This is a genomic window from Bradyrhizobium sp. CW1 (assembly GCF_023100665.1).
GTDB classification, from domain to species: Bacteria; Pseudomonadota; Alphaproteobacteria; order Rhizobiales; family Xanthobacteraceae; genus Bradyrhizobium; species Bradyrhizobium canariense_D.
Window position 1 is genome coordinate 150428 of the sequence record NZ_CP064684.1, and the last position, 22366, is coordinate 172793.

The 22366-nt window shown below is 65.3% G+C and carries 21 protein-coding genes; 8 read left to right on the top strand and 13 right to left on the bottom strand.

Annotated elements, in window-relative coordinates:
* Positions 1 to 44 precede the first annotated feature (44 nt).
* Positions 45 to 1109, top strand: coding sequence for an MBL fold metallo-hydrolase (locus IVB54_RS00745; RefSeq protein WP_018459807.1), 1065 nt, complete (start codon positions 45 to 47; stop codon positions 1107 to 1109).
* Between the two features lie 88 nt (positions 1110 to 1197).
* Here IVB54_RS00745 and IVB54_RS00750 read toward each other — a convergent pair whose 3' ends face one another.
* Both IVB54_RS00750 and IVB54_RS00755 read right to left on the bottom strand, forming a co-directional pair.
* Entirely contained in the window at positions 1198 to 1917 is a 720-nt protein-coding gene (locus tag IVB54_RS00750; protein ID WP_018459808.1) for an SIMPL domain-containing protein, read from the bottom strand.
* A 5-nt stretch (positions 1918 to 1922) separates the two neighbouring features.
* Complete coding sequence (locus tag IVB54_RS00755) at positions 1923 to 2696, bottom strand: GyrI-like domain-containing protein (RefSeq protein ID WP_026233881.1); 774 nt, start codon at positions 2694 to 2696, stop codon at positions 1923 to 1925.
* Between the two features lie 220 nt (positions 2697 to 2916).
* Here IVB54_RS00755 and dapF point away from each other — a divergent pair, with 220 nt between their 5' ends.
* Together dapF and mtaB are read left to right on the top strand one after the other, a co-directional pair.
* A complete protein-coding gene (dapF, locus tag IVB54_RS00760) occupies positions 2917 to 3792 on the top strand; it encodes a diaminopimelate epimerase (RefSeq protein WP_018459810.1) in 876 nt (291 codons plus the stop codon).
* Positions 3792 to 5045: a tRNA (N(6)-L-threonylcarbamoyladenosine(37)-C(2))-methylthiotransferase MtaB gene (mtaB, locus tag IVB54_RS00765; RefSeq protein ID WP_247777026.1), complete on the top strand. Its 1254-nt coding sequence runs from the start codon at positions 3792 to 3794 to the stop codon at positions 5043 to 5045. Before dapF ends, mtaB begins: the two co-directional genes overlap by 1 nt.
* A 162-nt stretch (positions 5046 to 5207) precedes the next feature.
* Here mtaB and IVB54_RS00770 read toward each other — a convergent pair whose 3' ends face one another.
* Both IVB54_RS00770 and IVB54_RS00775 read right to left on the bottom strand, forming a co-directional pair.
* Positions 5208 to 6317, bottom strand: a complete 1110-nt coding sequence (locus tag IVB54_RS00770) for a DUF2336 domain-containing protein (protein WP_247295774.1) — start codon at positions 6315 to 6317, stop codon at positions 5208 to 5210.
* A gap of 136 nt (positions 6318 to 6453) precedes the next feature.
* Entirely contained in the window at positions 6454 to 7155 is a 702-nt protein-coding gene (locus tag IVB54_RS00775) for an RNA pseudouridine synthase (RefSeq protein ID WP_026233882.1), read from the bottom strand.
* A 60-nt stretch (positions 7156 to 7215) separates the two neighbouring features.
* On the opposite strand from IVB54_RS00775, the gene ftsY reads away from it, so the two are divergent.
* Positions 7216 to 8163, top strand: a complete 948-nt coding sequence (gene ftsY, locus IVB54_RS00780; protein WP_018459814.1) for a signal recognition particle-docking protein FtsY — start codon at positions 7216 to 7218, stop codon at positions 8161 to 8163.
* Positions 8164 to 8166: 3 nt separating this feature from the next.
* Positions 8167 to 8769 (top strand): septation protein A, encoded by a 603-nt coding sequence (locus IVB54_RS00785; RefSeq protein WP_007598838.1) that lies wholly within the window; start codon positions 8167 to 8169, stop codon positions 8767 to 8769.
* 179 nt (positions 8770 to 8948) lie between these two features.
* Here the strand turns inward: IVB54_RS00785 and IVB54_RS00790 are convergent, their stop codons facing one another.
* From IVB54_RS00790 to ccmA, 5 genes are all read right to left on the bottom strand, one after another.
* Positions 8949 to 9545 carry a DsbE family thiol:disulfide interchange protein gene (locus IVB54_RS00790; protein WP_018459815.1) on the bottom strand — a complete coding sequence of 199 codons (597 nt, stop codon included), beginning with the start codon at positions 9543 to 9545 and terminating at the stop codon, positions 8949 to 8951.
* 24 nt (positions 9546 to 9569) lie between these two features.
* Positions 9570 to 9755 (bottom strand): heme exporter protein CcmD, encoded by a 186-nt coding sequence (gene ccmD, locus IVB54_RS00795; RefSeq protein ID WP_018459816.1) that lies wholly within the window; start codon positions 9753 to 9755, stop codon positions 9570 to 9572.
* The gene (locus IVB54_RS00800; protein WP_018459817.1) at positions 9752 to 10540 is read right to left on the bottom strand and encodes a heme ABC transporter permease; all 789 of its coding nucleotides are present in this window, start codon (positions 10538 to 10540) and stop codon (positions 9752 to 9754) included. The genes ccmD and IVB54_RS00800 overlap by 4 nt, the downstream gene beginning before the upstream one ends.
* A 91-nt stretch (positions 10541 to 10631) precedes the next feature.
* Positions 10632 to 11300: a heme exporter protein CcmB gene (ccmB, locus tag IVB54_RS00805; protein ID WP_018459818.1), complete on the bottom strand. Its 669-nt coding sequence runs from the start codon at positions 11298 to 11300 to the stop codon at positions 10632 to 10634.
* Positions 11301 to 11574: 274 nt separating this feature from the next.
* Positions 11575 to 12177: a heme ABC exporter ATP-binding protein CcmA gene (gene ccmA / locus IVB54_RS00810; protein WP_026233883.1), complete on the bottom strand. Its 603-nt coding sequence runs from the start codon at positions 12175 to 12177 to the stop codon at positions 11575 to 11577.
* A gap of 242 nt (positions 12178 to 12419) precedes the next feature.
* Here ccmA and acnA point away from each other — a divergent pair, with 242 nt between their 5' ends.
* The 3 genes from acnA (at position 12420) to IVB54_RS00825 (ending at position 17112) form a co-directional block, all read left to right on the top strand.
* Positions 12420 to 15140 carry an aconitate hydratase AcnA gene (acnA, locus tag IVB54_RS00815; protein ID WP_018459820.1) on the top strand — a complete coding sequence of 907 codons (2721 nt, stop codon included), beginning with the start codon at positions 12420 to 12422 and terminating at the stop codon, positions 15138 to 15140.
* 234 nt (positions 15141 to 15374) lie between these two features.
* Positions 15375 to 16151 (top strand): DUF1223 domain-containing protein, encoded by a 777-nt coding sequence (locus tag IVB54_RS00820; protein WP_026233884.1) that lies wholly within the window; start codon positions 15375 to 15377, stop codon positions 16149 to 16151.
* Between the two features lie 592 nt (positions 16152 to 16743).
* A complete protein-coding gene (locus IVB54_RS00825) occupies positions 16744 to 17112 on the top strand; it encodes a DUF2794 domain-containing protein (protein WP_018459822.1) in 369 nt (122 codons plus the stop codon).
* 92 nt (positions 17113 to 17204) lie between these two features.
* Here IVB54_RS00825 and IVB54_RS00830 read toward each other — a convergent pair whose 3' ends face one another.
* From IVB54_RS00830 to IVB54_RS00845, 4 genes are all read right to left on the bottom strand, one after another.
* Complete coding sequence (locus IVB54_RS00830) at positions 17205 to 17735, bottom strand: GNAT family N-acetyltransferase (RefSeq protein ID WP_018459823.1); 531 nt, start codon at positions 17733 to 17735, stop codon at positions 17205 to 17207.
* A gap of 228 nt (positions 17736 to 17963) precedes the next feature.
* Complete coding sequence (locus IVB54_RS00835) at positions 17964 to 18755, bottom strand: Bax inhibitor-1/YccA family protein (RefSeq protein WP_247360630.1); 792 nt, start codon at positions 18753 to 18755, stop codon at positions 17964 to 17966.
* A gap of 270 nt (positions 18756 to 19025) precedes the next feature.
* Positions 19026 to 21596 (bottom strand): FtsX-like permease family protein, encoded by a 2571-nt coding sequence (locus IVB54_RS00840; RefSeq protein ID WP_018459824.1) that lies wholly within the window; start codon positions 21594 to 21596, stop codon positions 19026 to 19028.
* Positions 21593 to 22315 carry an ABC transporter ATP-binding protein gene (locus IVB54_RS00845; RefSeq protein ID WP_018459825.1) on the bottom strand — a complete coding sequence of 241 codons (723 nt, stop codon included), beginning with the start codon at positions 22313 to 22315 and terminating at the stop codon, positions 21593 to 21595. The genes IVB54_RS00840 and IVB54_RS00845 overlap by 4 nt, the downstream gene beginning before the upstream one ends.
* Between the last annotated feature and the right edge of the window lie 51 nt (positions 22316 to 22366).

Here is a 22366-nt window from a genome sequence, read left to right on the forward strand (position 1 = left end):
AGCGGTGATGTCCTCCCCCTCCGACCATCTTTGAAGCCAGTTCCGTGCCGATCACCCGCCGCCGCCTTTTCGGACTGCTCGCCGGTGCCGGCGCATTGGTCGGCGTGCCCTCCCTTTGGATGTCCCGCATGAAAACCTATGACGGCCCGGTCTCCGACCATTTCGACGGCCTGAACTTCTTCGATCCGGACGGCGTGCCGCCGAAATCGCTTCGTGAGGTCCTGCGCTGGCAATTCGGCGGCAAGCGGCAGCGCGCGACTTGGCCGGATTGGGCGCCGAGCCCCCATGCCGACGCCCCGCCCGACCGCGTCCACGGCGACAAGGTGCGGCTCTCTTTCGTCGGCCACGCCAGCTGGCTGATCCAGACCGGCGGCCTCAATATTCTCGTCGATCCCGTCTGGTCGACGCGGGTCTCGCCCGTCAGCTTCGCCGGGCCGAAACGGCACAACGATCCCGGCATTGCGTTCGACAAGCTGCCGAAGATCGATGTCGTGCTGGTCTCGCACGGCCATTACGATCATCTCGACATGGCGACGCTGTCGCGGCTCGCCAAGAATTTTGCGCCGCGTGTGGTGACCCCGCTCGGCAATGACGTCACGATGCGCAGCACCGATGCGACGATCAAGGTGGAAGCGTTCGACTGGCATGATCGCGTCGAGCTCGGCGGCGGTATCGCCGTGACCCTGGTGCCGACCCGGCACTGGTCGGCGCGCGGCATGTTCGATCGCAACAAGGCGCTGTGGGCGAGTTTCGTGCTGGAGACGCCTGCGGGGAAAATCTACGTCGTCTGCGATTCCGGCTACGGCGATGGCGGGCATTTCCGCCGCGTCGCCGAGAGGCACGGGCCGCTCCGCCTGGCGATCCTCCCGATCGGCGCCTATGAGCCGCGCTGGTTCATGCACGACCAGCACATGAACCCGGAAGACGCGGTGAAGGCGCTCGCGGATTGCGGCGCGCAAGCCGCACTCGGGCATCACCACGGCACGTTTCAGCTGACCGATGAAGCAATCGATGCGCCGGCGAAAGCGCTGGTCGAGGCGCTCGATGCCGCGAAGGTTCCGCAGGAAAGATTTGTGGCGATGAAGCCGGGGCAGGTGGTGGAGATCTAGCTTCGCCGTCGCTTCGAACCCGCTGTCGTCCCGGCCTAGTGCGCAATTGCGGCCGGGACGACAATGGAGTCTGTAGCGGCAGCTGCCCCTACTGCTCTTTCGCCTTGATCGCCCAGCTCACATTCACCGTCACCGCTAGCGTTTCCTCGCCCGGCGCGACCGCGGCCTGCGGTACGGCCATGGGAGCTGCGGCCATGCGTCCCTTGAACAGCGGCATCGGGGCGCCGCCTTCGGAGACGCTGAGCGGTGCACCCAGCGTGACGCCGGTCGCCTTGGCGTAGATCTCCGCTTTGCGGCGGGCGTCTGCGACAGCTTTCTCGCGGGCATCGTCGAGCAGTTTCGAGGCCTGCGTAACCTCGAAGGAGATGTTGCCGATATCATTGGCGCCGGCGCCGACCAGCGTGTCGATGATGGCGGCGACCTTGGTCACGTCGCGGATCTTCACGGTGACGCGGTTTGAGGCGCGGAAGCCGACCACGGGCGAGGCGCCGGTGGATTTGTTCTGGCCGTATTGCGGCTGCAGCGACAGCCGCGAGGTCTGGTAGTCCTTCTCGTCAATGCCTGCGCCCTTCAGCGCCAGCAGCACCTTGCCCATCGCGGCGTTGTTGGCGTCGGAGGCTTCCTTCGCAGACTTGGCGTCGTTGGCGACGCCGGCGTCGATCTGCGCCAGATCAGGCGCGGCGGAGATCGTGGCTTCGCCGCTCACCGAAATCGCGGACGGAAAATCGTCGGCGAGCGCAGGCGTTGCCAGCATCGTGGCGGCAAAGGACGCAACAAGGGAGGTCAAAAGGATGGCAGGCTTTTTCATCGGTTTCACTTCAGCGGCACGAAAACATTGATCACGAGCTTGTCCTCCGCCGTCTTCAGGGGATCGGTGAGGTATTCCTCGATGAAGGTGTCCTTGGCTTCCAGCTTCTTGTCGTCGAGATGATTGGTGATCGCCTCATAGGTGTTGTCCATGTTGTCGTAGGAGCCGCGATGAACGAATTTCAGCGCCTTGCCCTCCGGCGATTTGCCGACGCTCATGTCCTTGGGCAGGTTCTTCGGGTCCTGCTCGACCGGGATCTCGGCTAGGAAGGTGAAGCCGGTGTCGTCGGTCGAGGTGTAGACGATCATCGAATTGCCGGCGTGCTTGATGCCCTGCTTGTCCAGCAGCGTGTTCAGCGCCTTGAAGGCGTCAATCAGCGTGTCGAAGGCCGAGTCCCAATTGGCAGTGCCCTTGACCATCAAAACCTTCTTGGACTCGAGCGTGGTCTCCTGGCCGAAAGGATCGGCCGTCTGCACGGGAGCCGGCGTCGCGGCGGCAGCCGGGGGCGGAGTGGCCGGGCTGGGTGACGCACTGGCGGCTGGCGAGGGCGAGGTTGCAGGGGACGTTGCAGGGCTTGGCGTGGCGCTGGCCGCCGGCGAGGGCGTGGCGACGGGGGCAGCGCTCGCGGCCGGGGCGGGCGAAGCCGACGGGGCCGGCGAGGGGCTCGCTGATGCGGCCGGTGCCGGGCTCGGCGTTTGGGCCAGCGTGGCGGACAGACTAAACGACAAGGCCGCTGCCGGGATCAGCGCGGCCAAAACGAGACGACGAAACCTGAACATTTTTATTCTCCCCAATAGCTTATCCGCCAAGGCCTTACGTCCCCGAAGCCTTAGCCCGGCCGCATGTCCCGGATCGCGCGAATTGCGCCGTTCTAACACGCGAGCGCCGAATTCGTCCCATGACAGATGCGTCATGGCAGCGTCCTGGCTCTTGTCGGCAAATCACTGGCCAAGAGGGCCAAGGATCGCCATATAAGGCAGGCGAAATTCGGGAATTTTCATGAGCGCGCTGGCCAACCACGCATTTGCCAAGATGAACGGCATCGGCAACGAGATCGTCGTTGTCGACATGCGCGATTCCACCTCAAAGGTCACCCCGGACGATGCCCGCGCGGTGGCATCGCCGCGAGGCGGCGTGCCCTACGACCAACTCATGGTGCTGCAGAAGCCGCGCTTCGACGGCACCGAAGCGTTCATCAGCATCTACAACAGAGACGGCTCCGAGGCCGGCGCCTGCGGCAACGGCATGCGCTGCGTCGTGCGGCGCATCTTCGAAAAGACCGGCCAGAGCACGGCAACGTTCGAGACGGCCGCGGGCCTGCTCAATGCCTGGCAGGGTCCGGCGCCGGATCTTTATACGGTGGACATGGGCGCGCCGAAGTTCGGCTGGCAGGACATTCCGCTCGACCAGGAATTTCGTGACACCCGCTACATCGAATTGCAGATCGGCCCGATCGACAATCCGATCCTGCATTCGCCCTCGGTGGTCAGCATGGGCAATCCGCATGCGATCTTCTGGGTCGATGACGTCAACGCCTACGACCTCGAGCGTTTCGGTCCGCTGCTGGAGAACCATCCGATCTTCCCGGAGCGCGCCAACATCACGCTAGCCCATATCGTCGATCCCCAGCACATCACGATCCGCACCTGGGAGCGCGGCGCCGGCCTGACCAGGGCCTGCGGCTCGGCCGCATGTGCCACGGCGGTCGCGGCGGCGCGGCTGAAGCGCGCCGAGCGCAATGTCGAGATCACGCTGCCCGGCGGCAAGCTCGGGATCGAATGGCGCGAGCGCGACGATCACGTGCTGATGACGGGCACGGCGACCTTCGAATATGAAGGCCGTTTCGATCCGGCGCTGTTCGCGCCGGTCGGGTGATGAGCGTCGACATCGTCACCTTCGGATGCCGCCTCAATGCTTTCGAGGCCGAGGTGATCCGCCGCGAGGCCGAGGGCGCGGGCCTTTCAGATGCCATCGTCATCAACAGCTGCGCCGTCACCAACGAAGCGGTGGCGCAGGCGAGGCAGTCGATCCGCAAATTGAAGCGCGAGCGGCCGGGAGCGCGCATCGTCGTCACCGGTTGCGCGGCGCAGACGCAAAGCGGCATGTTCGCCGAGATGGCCGAGGTCGATCGCGTCGTCGGCAATGACGACAAGATGCGGTCGTCTGCGTGGCGCGAGGCGCGTACGGCGTTCGATCTCGGTACGAGCGAAAAAATCGCCGTCAGCGACATCATGGCGGTGAAGGAGATGGCGCCGCATCTCATCGACGGCTTTGCGAGCGGGCTGCCCCGCGTGTTCGTGCAGGTGCAGAACGGCTGCGACCATCGCTGCACCTTTTGCATCATTCCGTTCGGGCGCGGCAATTCGCGCTCGGTGCCGATGGGCGCCGTGGTCGATCAGGTCCGGGCATTGGCCGAGCGCGGCCATGCCGAGATCGTGCTGACGGGCGTCGACCTCACCAGCTACGGCACTGACCTGCCGGGCACGCCCAAGCTCGGCATGCTGACGAAGCAGATTTTGCGGCATGTGCCGGAGCTGAGGCGCCTGCGCATCTCCTCTATCGATTCGATCGAGGCGGACAGCGATCTGTTGGATGCAATTGCTGAGGATTCGCGGCTGATGCCGCATCTGCACCTGTCGCTGCAGTCCGGCGACGACATGATCTTGAAGCGCATGAAGCGGCGGCATACGCGCGGCGACGCCATCGCGTTCTGCGACCAGGTCCGCCGGCTGCGCCCGGATATCGCGCTGGGGGCCGACATCATCGCGGGCTTTCCGACCGAGACCGAGGAGATGTTCTCGCGCTCGCTCGATCTGGTCGAGCAATGCGGCCTGACGTTCCTCCACGTCTTCCCCTATTCGCCGCGTCCCGGCACGCCGGCCGCGCGGATGCCACAGGTGGCGGGCGGTGCAATCAAGGAGCGTGCGAAGCGGCTGCGCTCGGCCGGTGAGACCGCGCTCCTGCAGCGGCTGCAAGCCGAGATAGGCGCCACGCGTGAGGTGCTGATCGAGAGCGACGGTCAGGGACGGACGGAGCATTATCTGCCGGTGGCGATTGCGGGCGAGCGTGTGGGGAGTGTGGTGTCGCTGCGGATTGCCGATCGCGATGGCGCGCGGCTGACGGTGTGATGCTTCCTTCCCTTCTCCCCTTGTGGGAGAAGGTGGCGCGAAGCGCCGGATGAGGGGTTGCTTCCGCGTACTCAACTCAATGTGGACTCGCGGAGAGAGACCCCTCACCCGTCTCGCCGCTGCGCGGCGAGCCACCCTCTCCCACAAGGGGAGAGGGAAAAACTACAACGCCCGCACCTGCCAGAAGCGCAGCGTCCGCCGCGCATTCTCCGGGGTCATGCGCGCGTAATGGCTTTGAGCCCTTGCGATATCGGCCGGCTTCATCGCGCCGCTCGCAAAGCGGCTTTCGAGCACGGCGGCGGTGGTTTCCCAGCTGAGCTGCGCTGCCTTGCACGGCACCAGCAGGCCGTCCTCGCGCAGGCTTTGCATCAGCGGGCGGATGACTTCGACAGTCGATCCCGACAATGCCGCCAATGCGGCCACCGCTTCTTCATAACGGCGCTGTGTTGCGAAGCCGAGCAGCGTCGCTTCGCTGAGCTGGCCGGTCGCCCTGAGACCTGCGACGGCGCGCTTGGCGCCTTCGAAATCGCGGACACCCGACATCTCGCGCTCGACACCGACGGTGACTGCGGCGATCGCGCTCTGGATCTCCTCGAACAGATGCGGCGGCGCGCGCGACAACAGGCGGGTCCGCACGGCCTCGCTCGCCGAGCGCAGCAATTGACGGCGCAGGTCTGACGGCAAATCGACGCGGACGCCGACGCTGACAGCGAGCTCGGGATCGGCCTCCGCCTGTCCGACGATGACGGCAAATCCGCTTCCGGAGACGCGCGCGCCGGGATTGGCGGCGAGCCGCCGGCTGACGCTGGGATAACGTCGCGCCAGCAATGCATCGGTGACGATCTCCTTCAGCCACCAGCGTCCGGCGACCGCGAGCAGATGCGGCTCGCCCTTGGATGATGCGATCTGCACCAGCGCGCCGTCGTCGAGGCGCGCGGATTCCTGCAGCACGGGACCAGCGATGCGGATTTCGTCATTGTTGGCGAGGCGGCGAATGACCGATGGCGGCGCCTGCGCGATCGGCGCGAGCTGCGCGCTGATCTCGGCGAGCGCTACGCGCGCGCCCATGTCGGCGATGGCGCGGAGCTCGATGGTGCCGATCAGGCGATCGAGCACGTCGTCAAACAGTGCGATCTGCTCGTCGTCGAAACTGCCGGCGGAGGACAGGAACAGGTCGGTGACGCGGCGGGCTGTTGCCAGGCCCTTTTCCGCCGAGCCAGTCCGAAGCGCGGACTCGACCTCGTCGATGATCGATAACTCGGCCGTGGACATGACGCGCAGCTCGTCCTGAGCAGATTGACGGAAGCTTGTTCTAAGCAACCGCTATCATTAGAGACGAGCACTGAACGTTTCGTAAACTATAGGGGGCGCTGCGCGGCCTCCTCACCATGAGGGGCGAGCAGTCGGGCTACTCCCCGTTCCACCCGCAGGCGCGGAGCCGCTCGTGCATGTGGGGCGGGGCAGGCGCCACCACGCGGACCGGCTCCTTGTTGCGGGAGATCGGTACCACGATCTCGCGGGAATGCAGGTGCAGCTTCGGCTCGCCGAAGCGCGGGCCGTTGCCGTAAATGTTGTCGCCGAAGATCGGCCAGCCGGTCGCCGACGAATGCACCCGCAATTGATGGGTCCGCCCGGTCACCGGTTCCATGGCGAGCCAGGTCAGGCCATCGCCCCGGCCCATCACCTTCCAGTTGGTGATGGCCTTCTGGCCCTCGGGATCGGGCTTCTGCCACCAGCCTCGCTCGGCGTTCAGCCGTCCGAGCGGCATGTCGATGGTGCCTTCGTCCTCGGTGGGGCCGCTCTCGACGATGGTCCAGTAGGTCTTGCCGATCTTGCCATGCTTGAACAGCAGGCCGAGCGACGCCGTCGCCTTGCGATGGCGGCCGAGCACGAGGCAACCCGAGGTGTCCTTGTCCAGCCGGTGGGCCAGCACCGGCGGCCGCGGCAGGCCGAAACGAAGCGCCTCGAAGGAGGTTTCCAGATTGGCACCGCCCTTGGGTCCGCGATGCACCGGCAGGCCGGCCGGCTTGTCGATGACCAGCATCAATCCGTCGCGATGGAGCACGCGCGCCAGGATTTCGTCGGCCGTCAATTCGGGAACATCGAGCAATTGCAGGACTTTCGGTCAAGACTTTCGTTTGCGAGCCGGAACGGCTAACACACCGCCACCATGAACGATACCACCCCCGAGACCCCCAAGCTGAGCTGGTGGCGCCGCCTGTCCGACGGGCTGAAGCGCACCTCGTCCTCGCTCGGGACCGCGGTCGCCGACCTCGTCACCAAGCGCAAGCTCGACCGCGCCATGCTCGACGATATCGAGGACGTGCTGCTGCGCGCCGACCTCGGCACCTCGGTCGCGGTGCGGATCGCGGATGCGGTTGGCACGGGACGCTACGACAAGGCGATCTCGGCGGACGAGGTCAAGGACGTCGTCGCGACCGAGGTCGAGAAGGTGCTGGCGGCGGTGGCGAAGCCGCTCGAGATCGACGCCGGCAAGAAGCCGTTCGTCATCCTCGTGGTCGGCGTCAACGGCTCCGGCAAGACCACCACCATCGGAAAACTCTCGCAAAAATTCGCGTCCGAAGGCCGCAAGGTGATGCTGGCCGCCGGCGACACCTTTCGCGCGGCGGCGATCGAACAGCTCAAGGTCTGGGGCGAGCGCACCAGGACGCCCGTCATATCAGGCGCGCAAGGCTCGGATTCGGCGAGCCTCGCCTTCAACGCGCTGACGGCGGCGAAGGAGCAGGCCGTCGACCTGCTCCTGATCGACACCGCCGGGCGGCTTCAGAACAAGGCCGAGCTGATGAACGAGCTCGAAAAGGTCGTGCGCGTCATCCGCAAGGTGGACGCGACTGCACCGCATGCGGTGCTGCTTGTGCTGGACGCCACTGTCGGCCAGAACGCGCTGTCGCAGGTCGAGGCCTTCCATCGCACCGCAGGGGTCACCGGTCTCGTGATGACGAAGCTCGACGGCACCGCCCGCGGCGGCATTCTGGTGGCGCTCGCGGAGAAATTCAAACTGCCGGTGCATTTCATCGGCGTCGGCGAAGGCGTCGACGATCTCGCGCCGTTCACCGCGCGTGATTTCGCCCGCGCCATTGCCGGAATCGAAAGCTGAAGAATGGACAAGACCCAGCCGCATCCGCTGTTCAAGCTTGCGACCGAGCTCGGCCCGCTGCTCGTGTTCTTCTTCGTCAATGCGAAGTTCAATCTGTTCGCAGCGACCGGCGCCTTCATGGTCGCGATCGTCGCGGCGATGATCGCCTCCTATGTGGTGACGCGCCACATTCCGATCATGGCGATCGTGACGGGCGTCATCGTGCTGGTGTTCGGCACGCTGACCTTGGTGCTCCACGACGAGACCTTCATCAAGCTCAAGCCGACCATCATCTACGCTTTGTTCGCCGCGATCCTCGGCGGCGGCCTGTTGTTCGGCCGCTCCTTCATCGCCGTCATGTTCGACCAGATGTTCAATTTGACGCCGCAGGGCTGGCGCATCCTGACGCTGCGCTGGGCGCTGTTCTTCGCCGGCATGGCGGTGTTGAACGAGATCGTCTGGCGCACCCAGAGCACCGACTTCTGGGTCAACTTCAAGGTGTTCGGCGTCACCCCGATCACCATGATCTTCGCCATCGCCCAGATGCCGCTGACCAAGCGCTATCACCTCGAGCCGGCGTCGCTGGAAGCGAGCGAGGCCGAGGCGGGCGATGTGAGGAAGGGTTGAGCTCTCAACTCATCATTGCCGGTTGCGGCCACACACTCAACTGTCATCGCCGGGGCGATCCAGTATTCCAGAGACGGTTGTGAGATACGGAGAGGCCGCGGCGTACTGGATGCCCCGGTCAAGCCGGGGCATGACAGCGGTGTTTGGGGTTGGGTCCTTCGCTCACACTGACGACAGAGCTAGCTCCCCGCCGCCTTCAACGCGTTCTCCATCTGCGGCAACAGCACCGTCCGCAAATTCTCCGGCGTGATCGGTCCCACCAGCTTGTAGACGATGGTGCCTTCGCGACCGACGACAAAGGTCTCCGGCACGCCATAGACACCCCATTCGATCGAGGCGCGGCCGTTGGCATCGACGCCGACGTGGCCGAACGGGTTGCCGTAGCGCCCCAGGAAGCGCCGCGCATTGTCGGCGGCATCCTTGTAGTTGATACCGACGAGCTGGAAGCGCTTGTCTTTTGCCAATTCGGTCAGCAGCGGCGCCTCGTCGTGGCACGGCACGCACCAGGACGCCCAGACATTGACGAGGCTGACCTTGCCCTTGAACGCGGCGGGATCGAGGCCGGGGATCTGCACATTGTCAGCCTGCAATCCCTCGAGCGGCGGCAGCGTGGTTTGCGGCGCGGGGCGTCCGATCAGCGCAGACGGAATTCGCGAGGGATCGCCGCTGCCGAGCCGGAACCAGAACAGCAGCGCCAAGCCGATGAAGGCGATCAGCGGCAGCACCATCAGGAAGGTGCGGCGCTGCGGCGGAGCGGACGTCGATTGCTCGCTCATGATTGATCTCTCATGCTCGATCTCTCATGGCCGATCCGTCGCGCTACGGCCGGAGCGGCGGGTCACGCCGCTGCGCTCGAGCTCGCGCAGGCGCTGTGTCTGGCTACGATGATCGAGCACGATCCAGCCGATCAGGATCACGACCACAAGGGCGGCCGCGGCATAGGATGTCACGATGAAAGACGCATAGGGACCGAGCGACATGATCATGCAGCCCCAGCTTCTTTTGACGTGCTGCCTTCACGCGAGCCGGTGCCGACTTCTGCAAACGCCACACGGCTCGCCTGCATCATCTGCAGGGACCGCACGCGCCGTCGCAAAATCTCGTTGCGCATCGCAGCCAGATGCAGCGTGACGAACAGCAGGGTAAACGCGACCGCCATCACCAGCAACGGAATCAGGAATGATCTGTCGAGCGACGAGCCGCCCATCCGCATCACCGAGGCCGGCTGGTGCAGCGTGTTCCACCAGTCGACCGAGAACTTGATGATGGGCAGGTTGATGGCGCCGACTAGGGTCAGCACGGCGGCGGCGCGCGCCGCGCGGGAGGGCTCGTCGACCGCGCGCCACAGCGCCATCAGGCCGAGATACATCAGGAACAGGATCAGCACCGAGGTCAGCCGCGCGTCCCATTCCCAATAGGTGCCCCACATCGGCCGGCCCCACAGCGAGCCCGTGAGCAGCGCAAGGAAGGTGAAGCTGGCGCCGATCGGGGCGGCCGCTTTGGCGGCGACGTCGGCAAGCGGATGCCGCCACACCAGCGTGCCGAGCGAGGCAATGCTCATCACGCCCCATACGAACATCGACAGCCAGGCATTAGGCACGTGGATGAACATGATCTTTACCGTCGCGCCCTGCTGATAGTCGTCGGGTGCGGTGGCAGACTGATAGAGCCCGATCGCGAGCAGGATGATGGTCGCGGCCGCAAGCCATGGCAGCAGCCGCGCCGTCAGCGCGAGGAACCGTGTGGGGTTGGCGAGGTCGATCAGCGTCATGGTATCCTGATAATCACCGGTAAGCGCTCACGCAATCAGCACGAAAGTCCGCAGCGAAAGTTGATCGGGGTCAAGGTCAGTCCAGCCCATCTCAATCCAGCCCATGCTTCAGGCTCGCCGCAGCCGCGAAGGGGCCGATCACGAGACTGACCAGCGACAGCGCGCACAGGATCGAGAACGGCGCGCCGAACGTCATGGGTCCGACGATCGCCGCCTGCGAGGCTGCGACGCCGAAGATCAGCACCGGTATCGACAGCGGCAGCACCAGGACAGCTATCAGCAAGCCGCCACGATGCAGCGTCACCGCCAGCGCCGCACCGACCATCCCGGTAAATGTCAGCGCCGGGGTGCCGGCGAGCAGTGTCAGCGCCACAGCACCGGTTGCGACCATGTCGAGGTTGAGCAGCAGGCCGAGCACGGGGGTTGCGACGATCAGCGGCAGGCCGGCGGCCAGCCAATGCGCCAGCGCTTTCGACGCGCAGGCGAGTTCCAGCGGGGTCCGGCTCATCGTGATCAGGTCGAGCGAGCCGTCCTCGTGGTCGGCCATGAACAGCCGGTCCAGGGTCAGCAGGCTCGCCAGCAGCGCCCCCAGCCACAGGATGGCGGGTCCGAGCCGCGACAGCAGTGCCAGGTCCGGCCCCACAGCAAACGGCATCAGCACCACCACGGTCAGAAAGAACAGCACGCCAATCAACGCCCCGCCCCCGACGCGGAGCGCGATCCGGATATCCCGGCGGATGAGGGCAGACAGGGCGGTCATGCCACTGCTCCCAGAGGTGAGGAGGCAGCGTCGGCCGGTTGCGCCGGGCGAGCTGCGCTCCCTCCCCCCTTGTGGGGGAGGGCGGGGGAGGGGGGTAGCCCCGAGGAAGATGGTTCTTGGGTGCGGGCTGCTAGCAACGGAGCGCCCGCCTGCCGAACGCGAGAACCGAGAGAGTGCGCCGTGTGGCACCCCCCTCCCTGACCCTCCCCCACAAGGGGGGAGGGAACGGAGAGGGCGGAGTTCGGCCGCTTGGAAACCTGAGGGTCGACCCGAATCACGCCGCACCCCCGATCCGCAGCTCCCGCGAATCGATCCCGAGCGGGGCATGGGTGGCGGCGACGATCAGGCCGCCGCGCGCCAAGTGCCCGCGCATCAATCCGGAAAACATGTCCTGTCCCGCGACATCGAGCGCCGTGGTCGGCTCGTCCAACAGCCAGACGGGGCGGCGGACGGTGAGCAGGCGGGCCAGCGACAGCCGGCGGCGCTGGCCGGCGGACAGGAAGGCGGCGGGCAGATCGGCGGCATGGTCGAGCCCGACGGTGGCGAGTCCCTTGCCGGTGTCGAAACGCTCGCCGCCGAGAAAATCGGCCCAGAACGTCAGATTCTCCGCCACGCTCAGGGCTGGCTTCAGGGCGTCGCGATGACCCAGATAGTGGCATTGCTCCGGCAACGTCAGCTCGGCGTCACCCCCGTCCAGCGCGATCGTGCCGCTCGCCGGAATGAGCAGGCCCGCGATCAGCCTCAGCAGCGAGGTCTTGCCCGATCCGTTGCGGCCGACGACCGCCACGGCTTCGCCGGAGCCGGCCTCGAAATCGAGCGCGGAAAACACCTCGCGCCCGCCCCGCACGCAACTGACCCCGCGTCCGGAAAGCTGCATCTTGCCTCGTATCGATCCGCTCAAAGCCAGGCCTCAGGAAAACTTGGGGTAGCGTATGGGAATTTTTGGCTCGCGGATTGCCGCGGCACGATTGTGGCTGTGGCGGCGCGGTTAGAAAGCTTCTATAAGCCCGGAACTACTTGATGCGGCAACTCAACCTGCCCCTGCAAGTGACTCAGCCTGCCTACGCTGACGGTGTTAAAATACCCTGCCGGGTATAACTGACAATTGGGATTTCCTACATGACCTCGCTCGACAGCTTCAAATGCAAAAAGACCCTCAAGGTCGGCGCCAAGACCTATGTCTATTACAGCCTGCCCACGGCCGAGAAGAATGGTCTGAAGGGAATTTCGAAACTCCCCTACTCGATGAAGGTTTTGCTCGAGAACCTGCTCCGCAACGAGGACGGCCGCTCGGTCAAGAAGGAAGACATCGTCGCGGTGTCGAAGTGGCTGCGCAAGAAGTCGCTGGAGCATGAGATCGCCTTCCGCCCGGCGCGCGTGCTGATGCAGGACTTCACCGGCGTGCCCGCCGTGGTCGATCTCGCCGCGATGCGCAACGCGATGCAGAAGCTCGGGGGCGACGCCGAGAAGATCAATCCGCTGGTGCCGGTCGATCTCGTCATCGACCACTCCGTGATCGTGAACTTCTTCGGGGACAACAAGGCCTTCGGCAAGAACGTCACCGAGGAATACAAGCAGAACCAGGAGCGCTACGAGTTCCTGAAATGGGGCCAGAAGGCGTTCTCGAACTTCTCCGTCGTGCCGCCCGGCACCGGCATCTGCCACCAGGTCAATCTCGAATATCTCTCCCAGACGGTGTGGACCAAGAAGGAGAAGATGACGGTCGGCAAGAAGACCGGCACCTTCGAGGTCGCGTATCCCGACTCGCTGGTTGGCACCGATTCCCACACCACCATGGTCAACGGCCTTGCCGTGCTCGGCTGGGGTGTCGGCGGCATCGAGGCGGAAGCCTGCATGCTCGGCCAGCCGCTGTCGATGCTGCTGCCCAACGTCGTCGGCTTCAAGCTGAAGGGCGCGATGAAGGAAGGCGTCACCGCGACCGACCTGGTGCTGACGGTGACGCAGATGCTGCGCAAGCTCGGCGTCGTCGGCAAGTTCGTGGAGTTCTTCGGCCCCGGCCTCGACCATCTCTCGGTCGCAGACAAGGCAACCATCGCCAACATGGCGCCCGAATATGGCGCGACCTGCGGCTTCTTCCCGGTCGATGCCGCCGCACTGGATTATCTCAAGACCTCCGGCCGCGCCTCGGCGCGCGTCGCGCTGGTGCAGGCCTATGCGAAGGCGCAAGGGCTGTTCCGTACCGCCAAGTCGCCCGATCCGGTGTTCACGGAAACGCTGACGCTCGACCTCGGTGATGTCGTGCCCTCGATGGCCGGCCCGAAGCGCCCCGAAGGCCGCATTGCGCTGCCGTCCGTGGCCGAGGGCTTTTCGCTCGCGCTCGCCAGCGAATACAAGAAGGCCGAGGAGCCGGGGAAGCGCTTCGCCGTCGACGGCAAGAACTTCGACATCGGCCATGGCGACGTCGTGATCGCGGCGATCACCTCCTGCACCAACACCTCGAACCCGAGCGTGCTGATCGGCGCCGGTCTTCTGGCGCGCAACGCCGCCGCGAAGGGCCTCAAGGCAAAGCCGTGGGTGAAGACCTCGCTCGCCCCGGGCAGCCAGGTGGTGGCGGCCTATCTTGCCGATTCCGGTCTCCAGGCCGATCTCGACAAGGTCGGCTTCAACCTGGTCGGTTTCGGCTGCACCACCTGCATCGGTAATTCAGGTCCGCTGCCCGAGGAGATCTCGAAGTCGATCAACGACAACGGCATCGTCGCGGCTGCGGTGCTCTCCGGCAATCGCAACTTCGAAGGCCGCGTCTCACCGGACGTGCAGGCGAACTATCTGGCTTCGCCGCCGCTCGTGGTCGCCCACGCGCTCGCGGGCACCGTCACCAAGAACCTCGCCGTCGAGCCGCTCGGTGAAGGCAAGGACGGCAAGCCGGTCTACCTCAAGGACATCTGGCCGACGACCAAGGAGATCAACGCCTTCATGAAGAAGTTCGTGACCGCGTCGATCTTCAAGAAGAAGTATGCCGACGTGTTCAAGGGCGACACCAACTGGCGCAAGATCAAGACGGTCGAGAGCGAAACCTATCGCTGGAACATGAGTTCGACCTATGTGCAGAACCCGCCCTATTTCGAAGGCATGAAGAAGGAGCCGGAGCCGGTCACCGACATCGTCGAGGCCCGCATCCTCGCCATGTTCGGCGACAAGATCACCACCGACCACATCTCGCCGGCCGGTTCGATCAAGCTCACCTCGCCCGCCGGCAAATATCTCAGCGAGCACCAGGTGCGTCCGGCCGACTTCAACCAGTACGGCACGCGGCGCGGCAACCACGAAGTCATGATGCGCGGCACCTTCGCCAATATCCGCATCAAGAACTTCATGCTGAAGGGCGCCGACGGCAATATTCCGGAAGGCGGTCTCACCAAGCACTGGCCCGACGGCGAGCAGATGTCGATCTACGACGCCGCGATGAAGTACCAGCAGGAGCAGGTGCCGCTGGTGGTGTTCGCCGGCGCCGAATACGGCAACGGCTCCTCGCGCGACTGGGCCGCGAAGGGCACCCGTCTGCTCGGCGTGCGCGCCGTGATCTGCCAGAGCTTCGAGCGCATCCACCGCTCCAATTTGGTCGGTATGGGCGTGCTGCCGCTGACCTTCGAGGACGGCACCTCCTGGTCGTCGCTCGGTCTGAAGGGCGACGAGAAGGTCACGCTGCGCGGCCTCGTTGGCGACCTCAAGCCGCGCCAGAAGCTGACCGCGGAGATCGTCTCCGGCGACGGTTCGCTGCAGCGCGTTTCGCTGCTCTGCCGCATCGATACGCTGGACGAACTCGAATACTACCGCAACGGCGGCATCCTGCACTACGTGCTACGCAAGCTCGCGGCGTAAGCGCGGATTTGTGAACGGTGGCTCACTGCGAAGTGAGTAGTAGGTTACACGAAGGCGGCCTATCACAAGGCCGCCTTCACGCGTTTGCGGCAGGCTTCAGATGGGCCCGCCCGGCACAGAACCTCCCCTTGTACGGTTCTTGGACGGACAACAAATGTGTGAGGCCCGTAAGATTACGGTGACCATCCGGCGGTAAGATTTCCCTCTCACGAGCAATGGTGTGCGGCGTTCGACATGACAACAATGACGGCTTCTCATCTGGTTTCACGCTGGTCCGGTGCCCTCTGGTCGGGAGCTCTTGGTCTCTGTGCAATCGTCGCCGTCATCCGCCCTGCCGAGGCTGATCCCCGCGCCGTTGTCGAGTTGTTTACCTCGCAGGGCTGCTCCTCCTGCCCGCCGGCCGACAAGATCATCGGCGACCTCGCCCGCGATCCCTCGATCATCGCGCTGAGCATGCCGATCGACTATTGGGACTATCTCGGCTGGAAGGACACATTGGCCGATTCGCGCTTCTCTGCACGGCAGCGTGCGTATTCGCGCATGCGCGGCGACCGCGAAGTCTACACGCCGCAGGTCGTGGTCAACGGCTCCACGCATGTCGTCGGCAGCGACCGCACCGGCATCGAAAGCGCCATCGGCAAAACCGAGACGGGCACTGGTGTGATGAGCGTGCCGGTGACGATGTCGCTCGCGGGCAAGCAGATCAACGTCTCGGTGGCCGCGAGCAAGGAGCCGACGGCGTCCCACGGCGAGGTCTGGATCTGCTCGATTGCGAGGTCGGTGCCGATCGCGATCAGTCGCGGCGAAAATCGCGGACAGCAAGTGATCTATCACAACGTGGTGCGCAACCTGCTGAAGGTCGGCGACTGGACCGGCCGCCCGGAAAGCTGGACGGTGCCGATCGAGAACCTCACGCGTGACGGCGTCGACGGTGCCGTGGTCTATGTCCAGGACGGCAGCCGGGAGAGACCGGGCCCGATGCTGGGCGCGGCGTACACGTCGCTGCACTGACGCGCACTTCGAATCGTCCGACTCAAGCACACTCTCAATCCTCATGGTGAGGAGGCGCGTCAGCGCCGTCTCGAACCATGCAGGCCCTGCTGAGGCAGCTCGGCCTCGATCCTTCGAGACGCCGCTTCGCGGCTCCTCAGGATGAGGGGAAAGGGTTTTTGCTGAGATGCTGAGATATCCGTCGAGGCAGAAACATCCCGACCCAAACAATTCGACTCAAACAAAAAAGGACCAACTCGCGTTGGCCCTCCTTGTCGTGCGAACAGACCCGATCCTGACGGCCCCGGGGGGCTGGGGGCTGAGGAATCCGGAACCGAAAGGACCGGGTCAACGCACATAGGTCTTTTCGCAACGCAGGGCGGCAGTCGCTTGGCGGAAAAGCGGCGACACTATGATTCCTGCTAACGATCCCGTGACGGTTTGCCGCGACAGAGTTCCACCGCTGCGTGTGGGCGGATTGGCTCCGATTCCAAGGTCCTTCCAAGGGCCCTTGCGGTGGGGAACAGTTGGCGCAATCATGCAACCGTCATGATCCGCGGTCGAGGGACGGTCTTCGCGGACGCGGTCATGCTGATGCGACAGGAGGCGGCCTATGAGTCTGTCGGAGGATACCGATCCGAGCGAACAGCGTGCGGCGGCGCGCCCCGCCGCTTCGAATGCGCAACTGAGCCGCGTGACGTTCAACCGGCTCGAGCTGCACCGTATTCTCAATCTCTACGGCCGGATGGTTGCCGAAGGCGAGTGGCGCGACTATGCCATCGACTTCCTCAGGGATCGCGCTGTGTTCTCGGTCTTTCGCCGCGCCTCGGAAGTGCCGATCTATCGTATCGAGAAGGATCCGCGCCTCGCGCGCAAGCAGGGCATGTACAGCGTGATCTCGGCGACGGGCTTGATCCTGCGCCGCGGCCACGAACTGGAGCGCGTGCTCCTGGTGATCGATCGCAAATTGGCGGTGGTGTAGCAGGGATCCAGTAGCCCGGATGAGCGTAGCGACATCCGGGTCTTTGCTTGCAGCGTTCCCGGGTATCGCTTCGCTCACCCGGGCTACGGGCCTTACTTCCCCGGCACGCTCTTGGCGCCCTCGCCGAGGCTCCGCTGCATCATTACCGTGTCCAGCCAGCGGCCGAATTTCAGCCCGACGCTGGGATGCGTGCCGATCATTTTGAAGCCGGCCCTGGTGTGCACGCCGATCGAGCCGGCATTGGTGGAATCCCCAATTACCGCGATCATCTGACGGAAGCCGCGTGCCTCGCATTCGACGATCAGCCGCTCCAGCAGGAGCGCCCCGATGCCGCGGCGGTGGAAGGATGGATCGAGATAGATCGAGTTCTCGACCGTGAAGCGGTAGGCCGGGCGGGGCCGGTAGGCACCGGCATAGGCGTAGCCGGCGACGCGCCCGTCGAGGATGGCGACGAAATAGGGGTAGCCGCCGTCGATCAGCGTGCGGTAGCGGCGCGTCATCTCGGCAAGGTCGGGCGGCTCCAGCTCGAACGTCGCGGTGCCCTCGCGGACAGCCTGCCGATAGATGGCCGTGATGGCGGGGAGGTCGGCCTCGGTGGTGGGCCTGATATCGGGTGCGGACATGCCGCAAGATTAGAGCCTTCCCGGGGCGGCTGGAAGAGGCAACCGTGCTTCCTCATACTCCGTCCTTGCGAGGAGCCCTTGCGACGAAGCAATCCAGAAATGCACCAGCGGAGGGACTCTGGATTGCTTCGCTGCGCTCGCAATGACGGTGGGTGTTGAGAGGCTCGCCCCAAACAAAAACCCCGGCCTCTCGGCCGGGGGTTGCTGTCGTCCACTCTGGGCTGGCGCTTAGTCGCGCTGGCCGAGGAGCTGCAGGAGCAGCGTGAACAAGTTGATGAAGTTCAGGTACAGCGACAGCGCGCCGGTGATGGCCGCACGCTCTGCGATGTCATCGCCGGCCGAAGCGTAACCGTAGATGTAGTCGTTCTTCAGCCGCTGGGTATCCCAGGCGGTGAGGCCCGCGAACACCAGCACGCCGACCACCGACACGACGAACTGCAGCACCGAGCTCGCCAGGAACAGGTTCACCAGGCTCGCGATGACGATGCCGATCAGGCCCATGAACAGGAACGAACCCATTCCGCTCATGTCACGCTTGGTGGTGTAACCGTAGAGGCTGAGCGCGCCGAAAGTCGCCGCGGTGATGAAGAACACCCGGACGATCGAGGTGTGCGTGAACACCAGGAAGATCGAGGACAGCGAGACGCCCATCAGTGCCGCGAACACCCAGAACAGGATCTGGGCGGTCGAAGGAGCGAGCCGGTTGATGCCTGCCGAGATCACGAACACCATGGCGAGCGGCGCGAGCATGAACAGCCACTTCAGGGGGCTGACGAACATCGCGTAGCCGAACGGCGTCAGGAACAGCTTGCCGACCCGCACGGCTTCCGGGGTCGGAACGTCCGTCACGGCGGCCATGTAGACGCCGAGGGCGGCAAGGCCGGTGATGGCCAGGCCGATGCTCATGTAGTTGTAGATGCGCAGCATGTAGGCGCGCAGGCCGGCATCGACCGTCGCGGCGTCAACACGCCCGGCGGCCCTGCCGAAAGGAGAAGCGTAATTGCGGTCTAGGTCCGACATGGTCGAATTCCCGTTGGTTGGTCCGGTCCGGCATGAGGGTCGCCATGCCGCCGGTTCGTCAAATTCTATCTCGGATACCGATGTCTGCCGACTAAATTTTGGCTAACAATCGGGGCTCCGAACCCATTCGATATGTGGGAAACTAACACATTCGCTGCAACCGTCCACGCGCGGCTGAATGTCGCCCTTACCTGCAATCCAGACGAGCGGACGTGGTTAATCGCTGGAATCGTGCGATTTCGCTCCCGTGCCGCCGCCCGCTACCATTTGTCACAAATTCCGCAACACCGTGGCGGGCTTTTTGTTCAACGCCAGCAGGGTGCCGGCGAGCCCGAGGCCGACCGTGACGACCAAGGCAGCCGCGACCACGCCGGCTGCGCTGCCGCCCTGCCAGACGAAAGTGAGGGTCATCAGCCGGGTCACGATCATCCAGGCCGCGACGCTGCCGGCGAAAACGCCGAAGACCGCGGTGGCAAGCCCGATCAGGAGGTATTCGAGCGCATAGGCGCCGAGCAGCCGCAGCCGGGTCGCGCCCAGGGTCTTGAGGATCACCGCATCGTAGACCCGGTGGCGATGGCCGGCGGCGAGCGCGCCGCCGAGCACCAGGATCGCCGAGATCAGGGTCACCGCGCTGGCGCCGCGGATCGCCAGCGCCAGGTTGGTCACGACCGAGCCGACCGTCTCCATCACCTCGCGCACGCGCACGCTCGTCACCATCGGATAGGCGTCAGCGACCTCCTTGATGATCTTGCCGTCGCCGGCCGCATCGCCGCCGGCTTCCGTCAGCGTCGCGATGTGGGTGTGCGGCGCGCCCTTGAATGCGTTCGGCGAGAACACGAGGACGAAATTGATGCCGAGGCCCTGCCAGTCGATGCTGCGCAGATTGCTGATCTTCGCGGGGATGTCGCGGCCGAGGATATTGACCACGACCTCGTCGCCGACCTTGAGGCCGAGTCCGTCCGCGATCTTCTTCTCCATCGAAACCAGCGGCGGGCCGGAATAATCGGCGCTCCACCACTCGCCCTCGACCACCTTGGAGCCCTTCGGCAGCTCGGCGGTATAGGTCAGGCCGCGGTCGCTCTGCAGCACCCACTCGGAATCGGTGCTGGGCTTGAGCTCCTCGGCGCGGACACCACGGGCTCCGACGATCCGTCCGCGCAGCATCGGCACGTCGTCGACTTTCGCGCCAGGGGCGATCTGGCGCAGGTATGTGTCGAACTGCTCGGCCTGCGTGCTCGGAATGTCGATGAAGAAGAACGATGGCGCGTGCTCGGGCAGCGCCGCCAGGAACTGCCGGCGCAGATTGCCGTCGATCTGGGTGATGGTGACGAGCACGGCGAGCCCGAGCCCGAGCGACAGCACGACCGAGGGCGTCAGCGCGCCCGGCCGGTGGATGTTGGCAATCGCAAGTCGCAGCATCGGCCATCGCGTGCGCGGCAGCCGCCGTGCGATCGTCATCAGCAGGGCGGCAATGCCGCGGAGCAGCGCGAACACGACCACGGAGGAGGCCACGAACACCGCGGCGATGCGCTTGTCGAAGGACAGCCCGATCACGACCGCGATGAGCAGCGCGATCACGACGGCCATGAAGACGAGATAGCTCCAGCGTGGCCGATGCCATTCGGAGCTGATGGTGTCGCGGAACAGCGCCGCCACCGGCACGTCGTGCACTCGCCCGAGCGGCCACAGGCCGAAGGCAAGCGCCGTGAGCAGCCCGTAGACGAACGACAGCGCGAGCTCGTCGGCATGCACCGCCGGCACCACCGGCAGGGGCAGCAGCTTGCCGAATAGGCCGACGATCGCGAACGGCATGGCGGCGCCTAGTGCGAGGCCGATCACTGAGCCGATCGCGGCGAGCAGGAGAACCTGGGCGAGATAGATGCCGAACACGTCGCGCCCGGTGGCGCCGACGGCCTTGAAGGCCGCGATCACCTCGAGCTTGTGGTCGATATGGGCCTTGACGGCATTGGCAACGCCGACGCCGCCGACCAGCAGCGCGGCGAGGCCGACCAGCGTCAGGAACTGCGTGAAGCGGTTGATGTTGCGCTCGAGCTGCGGCGAGGCATTGGAGCGGCTGCGGACCTCCCAGCCGGCCTGCGGCGCGGCGTTGCGGGCGTCCGCGATGAAGGCGTCGGTGGCGCGCTCGTTGTTGGCGATCTCCGGCAGCTTCACACGATAGACCCAGCGCACCAGGCTGCCGGGTTGGACGAGCCCTGTCGCGCGCAGGCCCGCTTCGCTGATCAGGAAGCGCGGGCCGAAGCCGATGCCGCCTGCGAGCTTGTCGGGCTCGGCTTCGACGGCGCTGCGGATCTGGAACGTCGCAGCCCCGACGGTGACGCGATCGCCGGTCTTGAGCGACAGCCGCGCCAGCAGTGTCGGATCGGCGGCCGCGCCGAACGCGCCGTCGCGCTCCGCGAGCAACTCGGACATCGGCAGCGGCGGCGCCAGCGTCAGCTGGCCCAGCATCGGATAGGTGTCGTCGACCGCCTTCATCTCGACCAGGGCCAGCTTGCCCTCGGCCGAGCGCGCCATGCCGCGCAGTGTGGCGGCGCTCGAGACGGTGCCGCGCGAACGCAGGAAGGCGACTTCCTCCGGCTTCGCCTCGCGCTGAAACAGGACGAACGACACGTCGCCGCCGAGCAGCGTACGGCCTTCGCGGGCGAGGCCGTCGCTCAGGCTCGCCGAGACCGAGCCGACGCCAGCGATGGCCATCACGCCGAGCGCGATGCAGGCAATGAAGACGTAGAAGCCGCGCAGGCCGCCGCGCAATTCGCGCAGCGCGTAACGCAGCGACAGCGCGACGCCGTTGGGCTTCGCAAACGGTGCGGCAGCAGCACTCATGCCGGCGCCGACTGCGTGTCGATGCGCCCCGAACGGAGGCGGATCACGCGATCGCAGCGCTGCGCGAGCGAAGAATCGTGCGTGACCAGCACCAGCGTCATGCCGCGCTCGGCATGCTTGCTGAACAGGAGGTCGACGATCTGTTGTCCCGTGGCTTCGTCGAGATTGCCGGTCGGCTCGTCGGCGACGAGGATCGCTGGATCGGGTGCCAGTGCGCGGGCCAGCGCCACGCGCTGCTGCTCGCCGCCGGAGAGTTGGGTCGGATAATGATGCAGACGGTCGCCGAGCCCGACCGATTGCAGCTCCTGCGCCGCGCGCTTTGCGGCGTCGGGATTGCCCGCAAGCTCGAGCGGCACCGCGACATTCTCCAGCGCGGTCATGGTCGGGATCAAATGGAAGGACTGGAAGACGATGCCGACCTGGCGGCCGCGGAAGCGGGCCAGTGCGTCCTCGTCGAGGGCATTGAAAGGCGTGCCGTTGACCACCACCTCTCCGCTATCAGGACGCTCCAGCCCCGCCATCACCATCAGCAGCGTGGATTTGCCCGAACCTGACGGGCCGATCAGGCCGATCGTCTCGCTCCGGCCCACGCGCAAGCTGATATCCTTGAGGATGTGAACGCGTGCCGCGCCCGTACCCAATGACAGATTGACGTTGGAGATGGCGATGGTGTCGGCCGAACTGTCGGCGAGCGAAGAGGAAGAGATGCGAGTGTCCATGGTCCGGTCATATGGCAACTCCGCCCGCGCGGTCGAGAGGCGTTACGGATT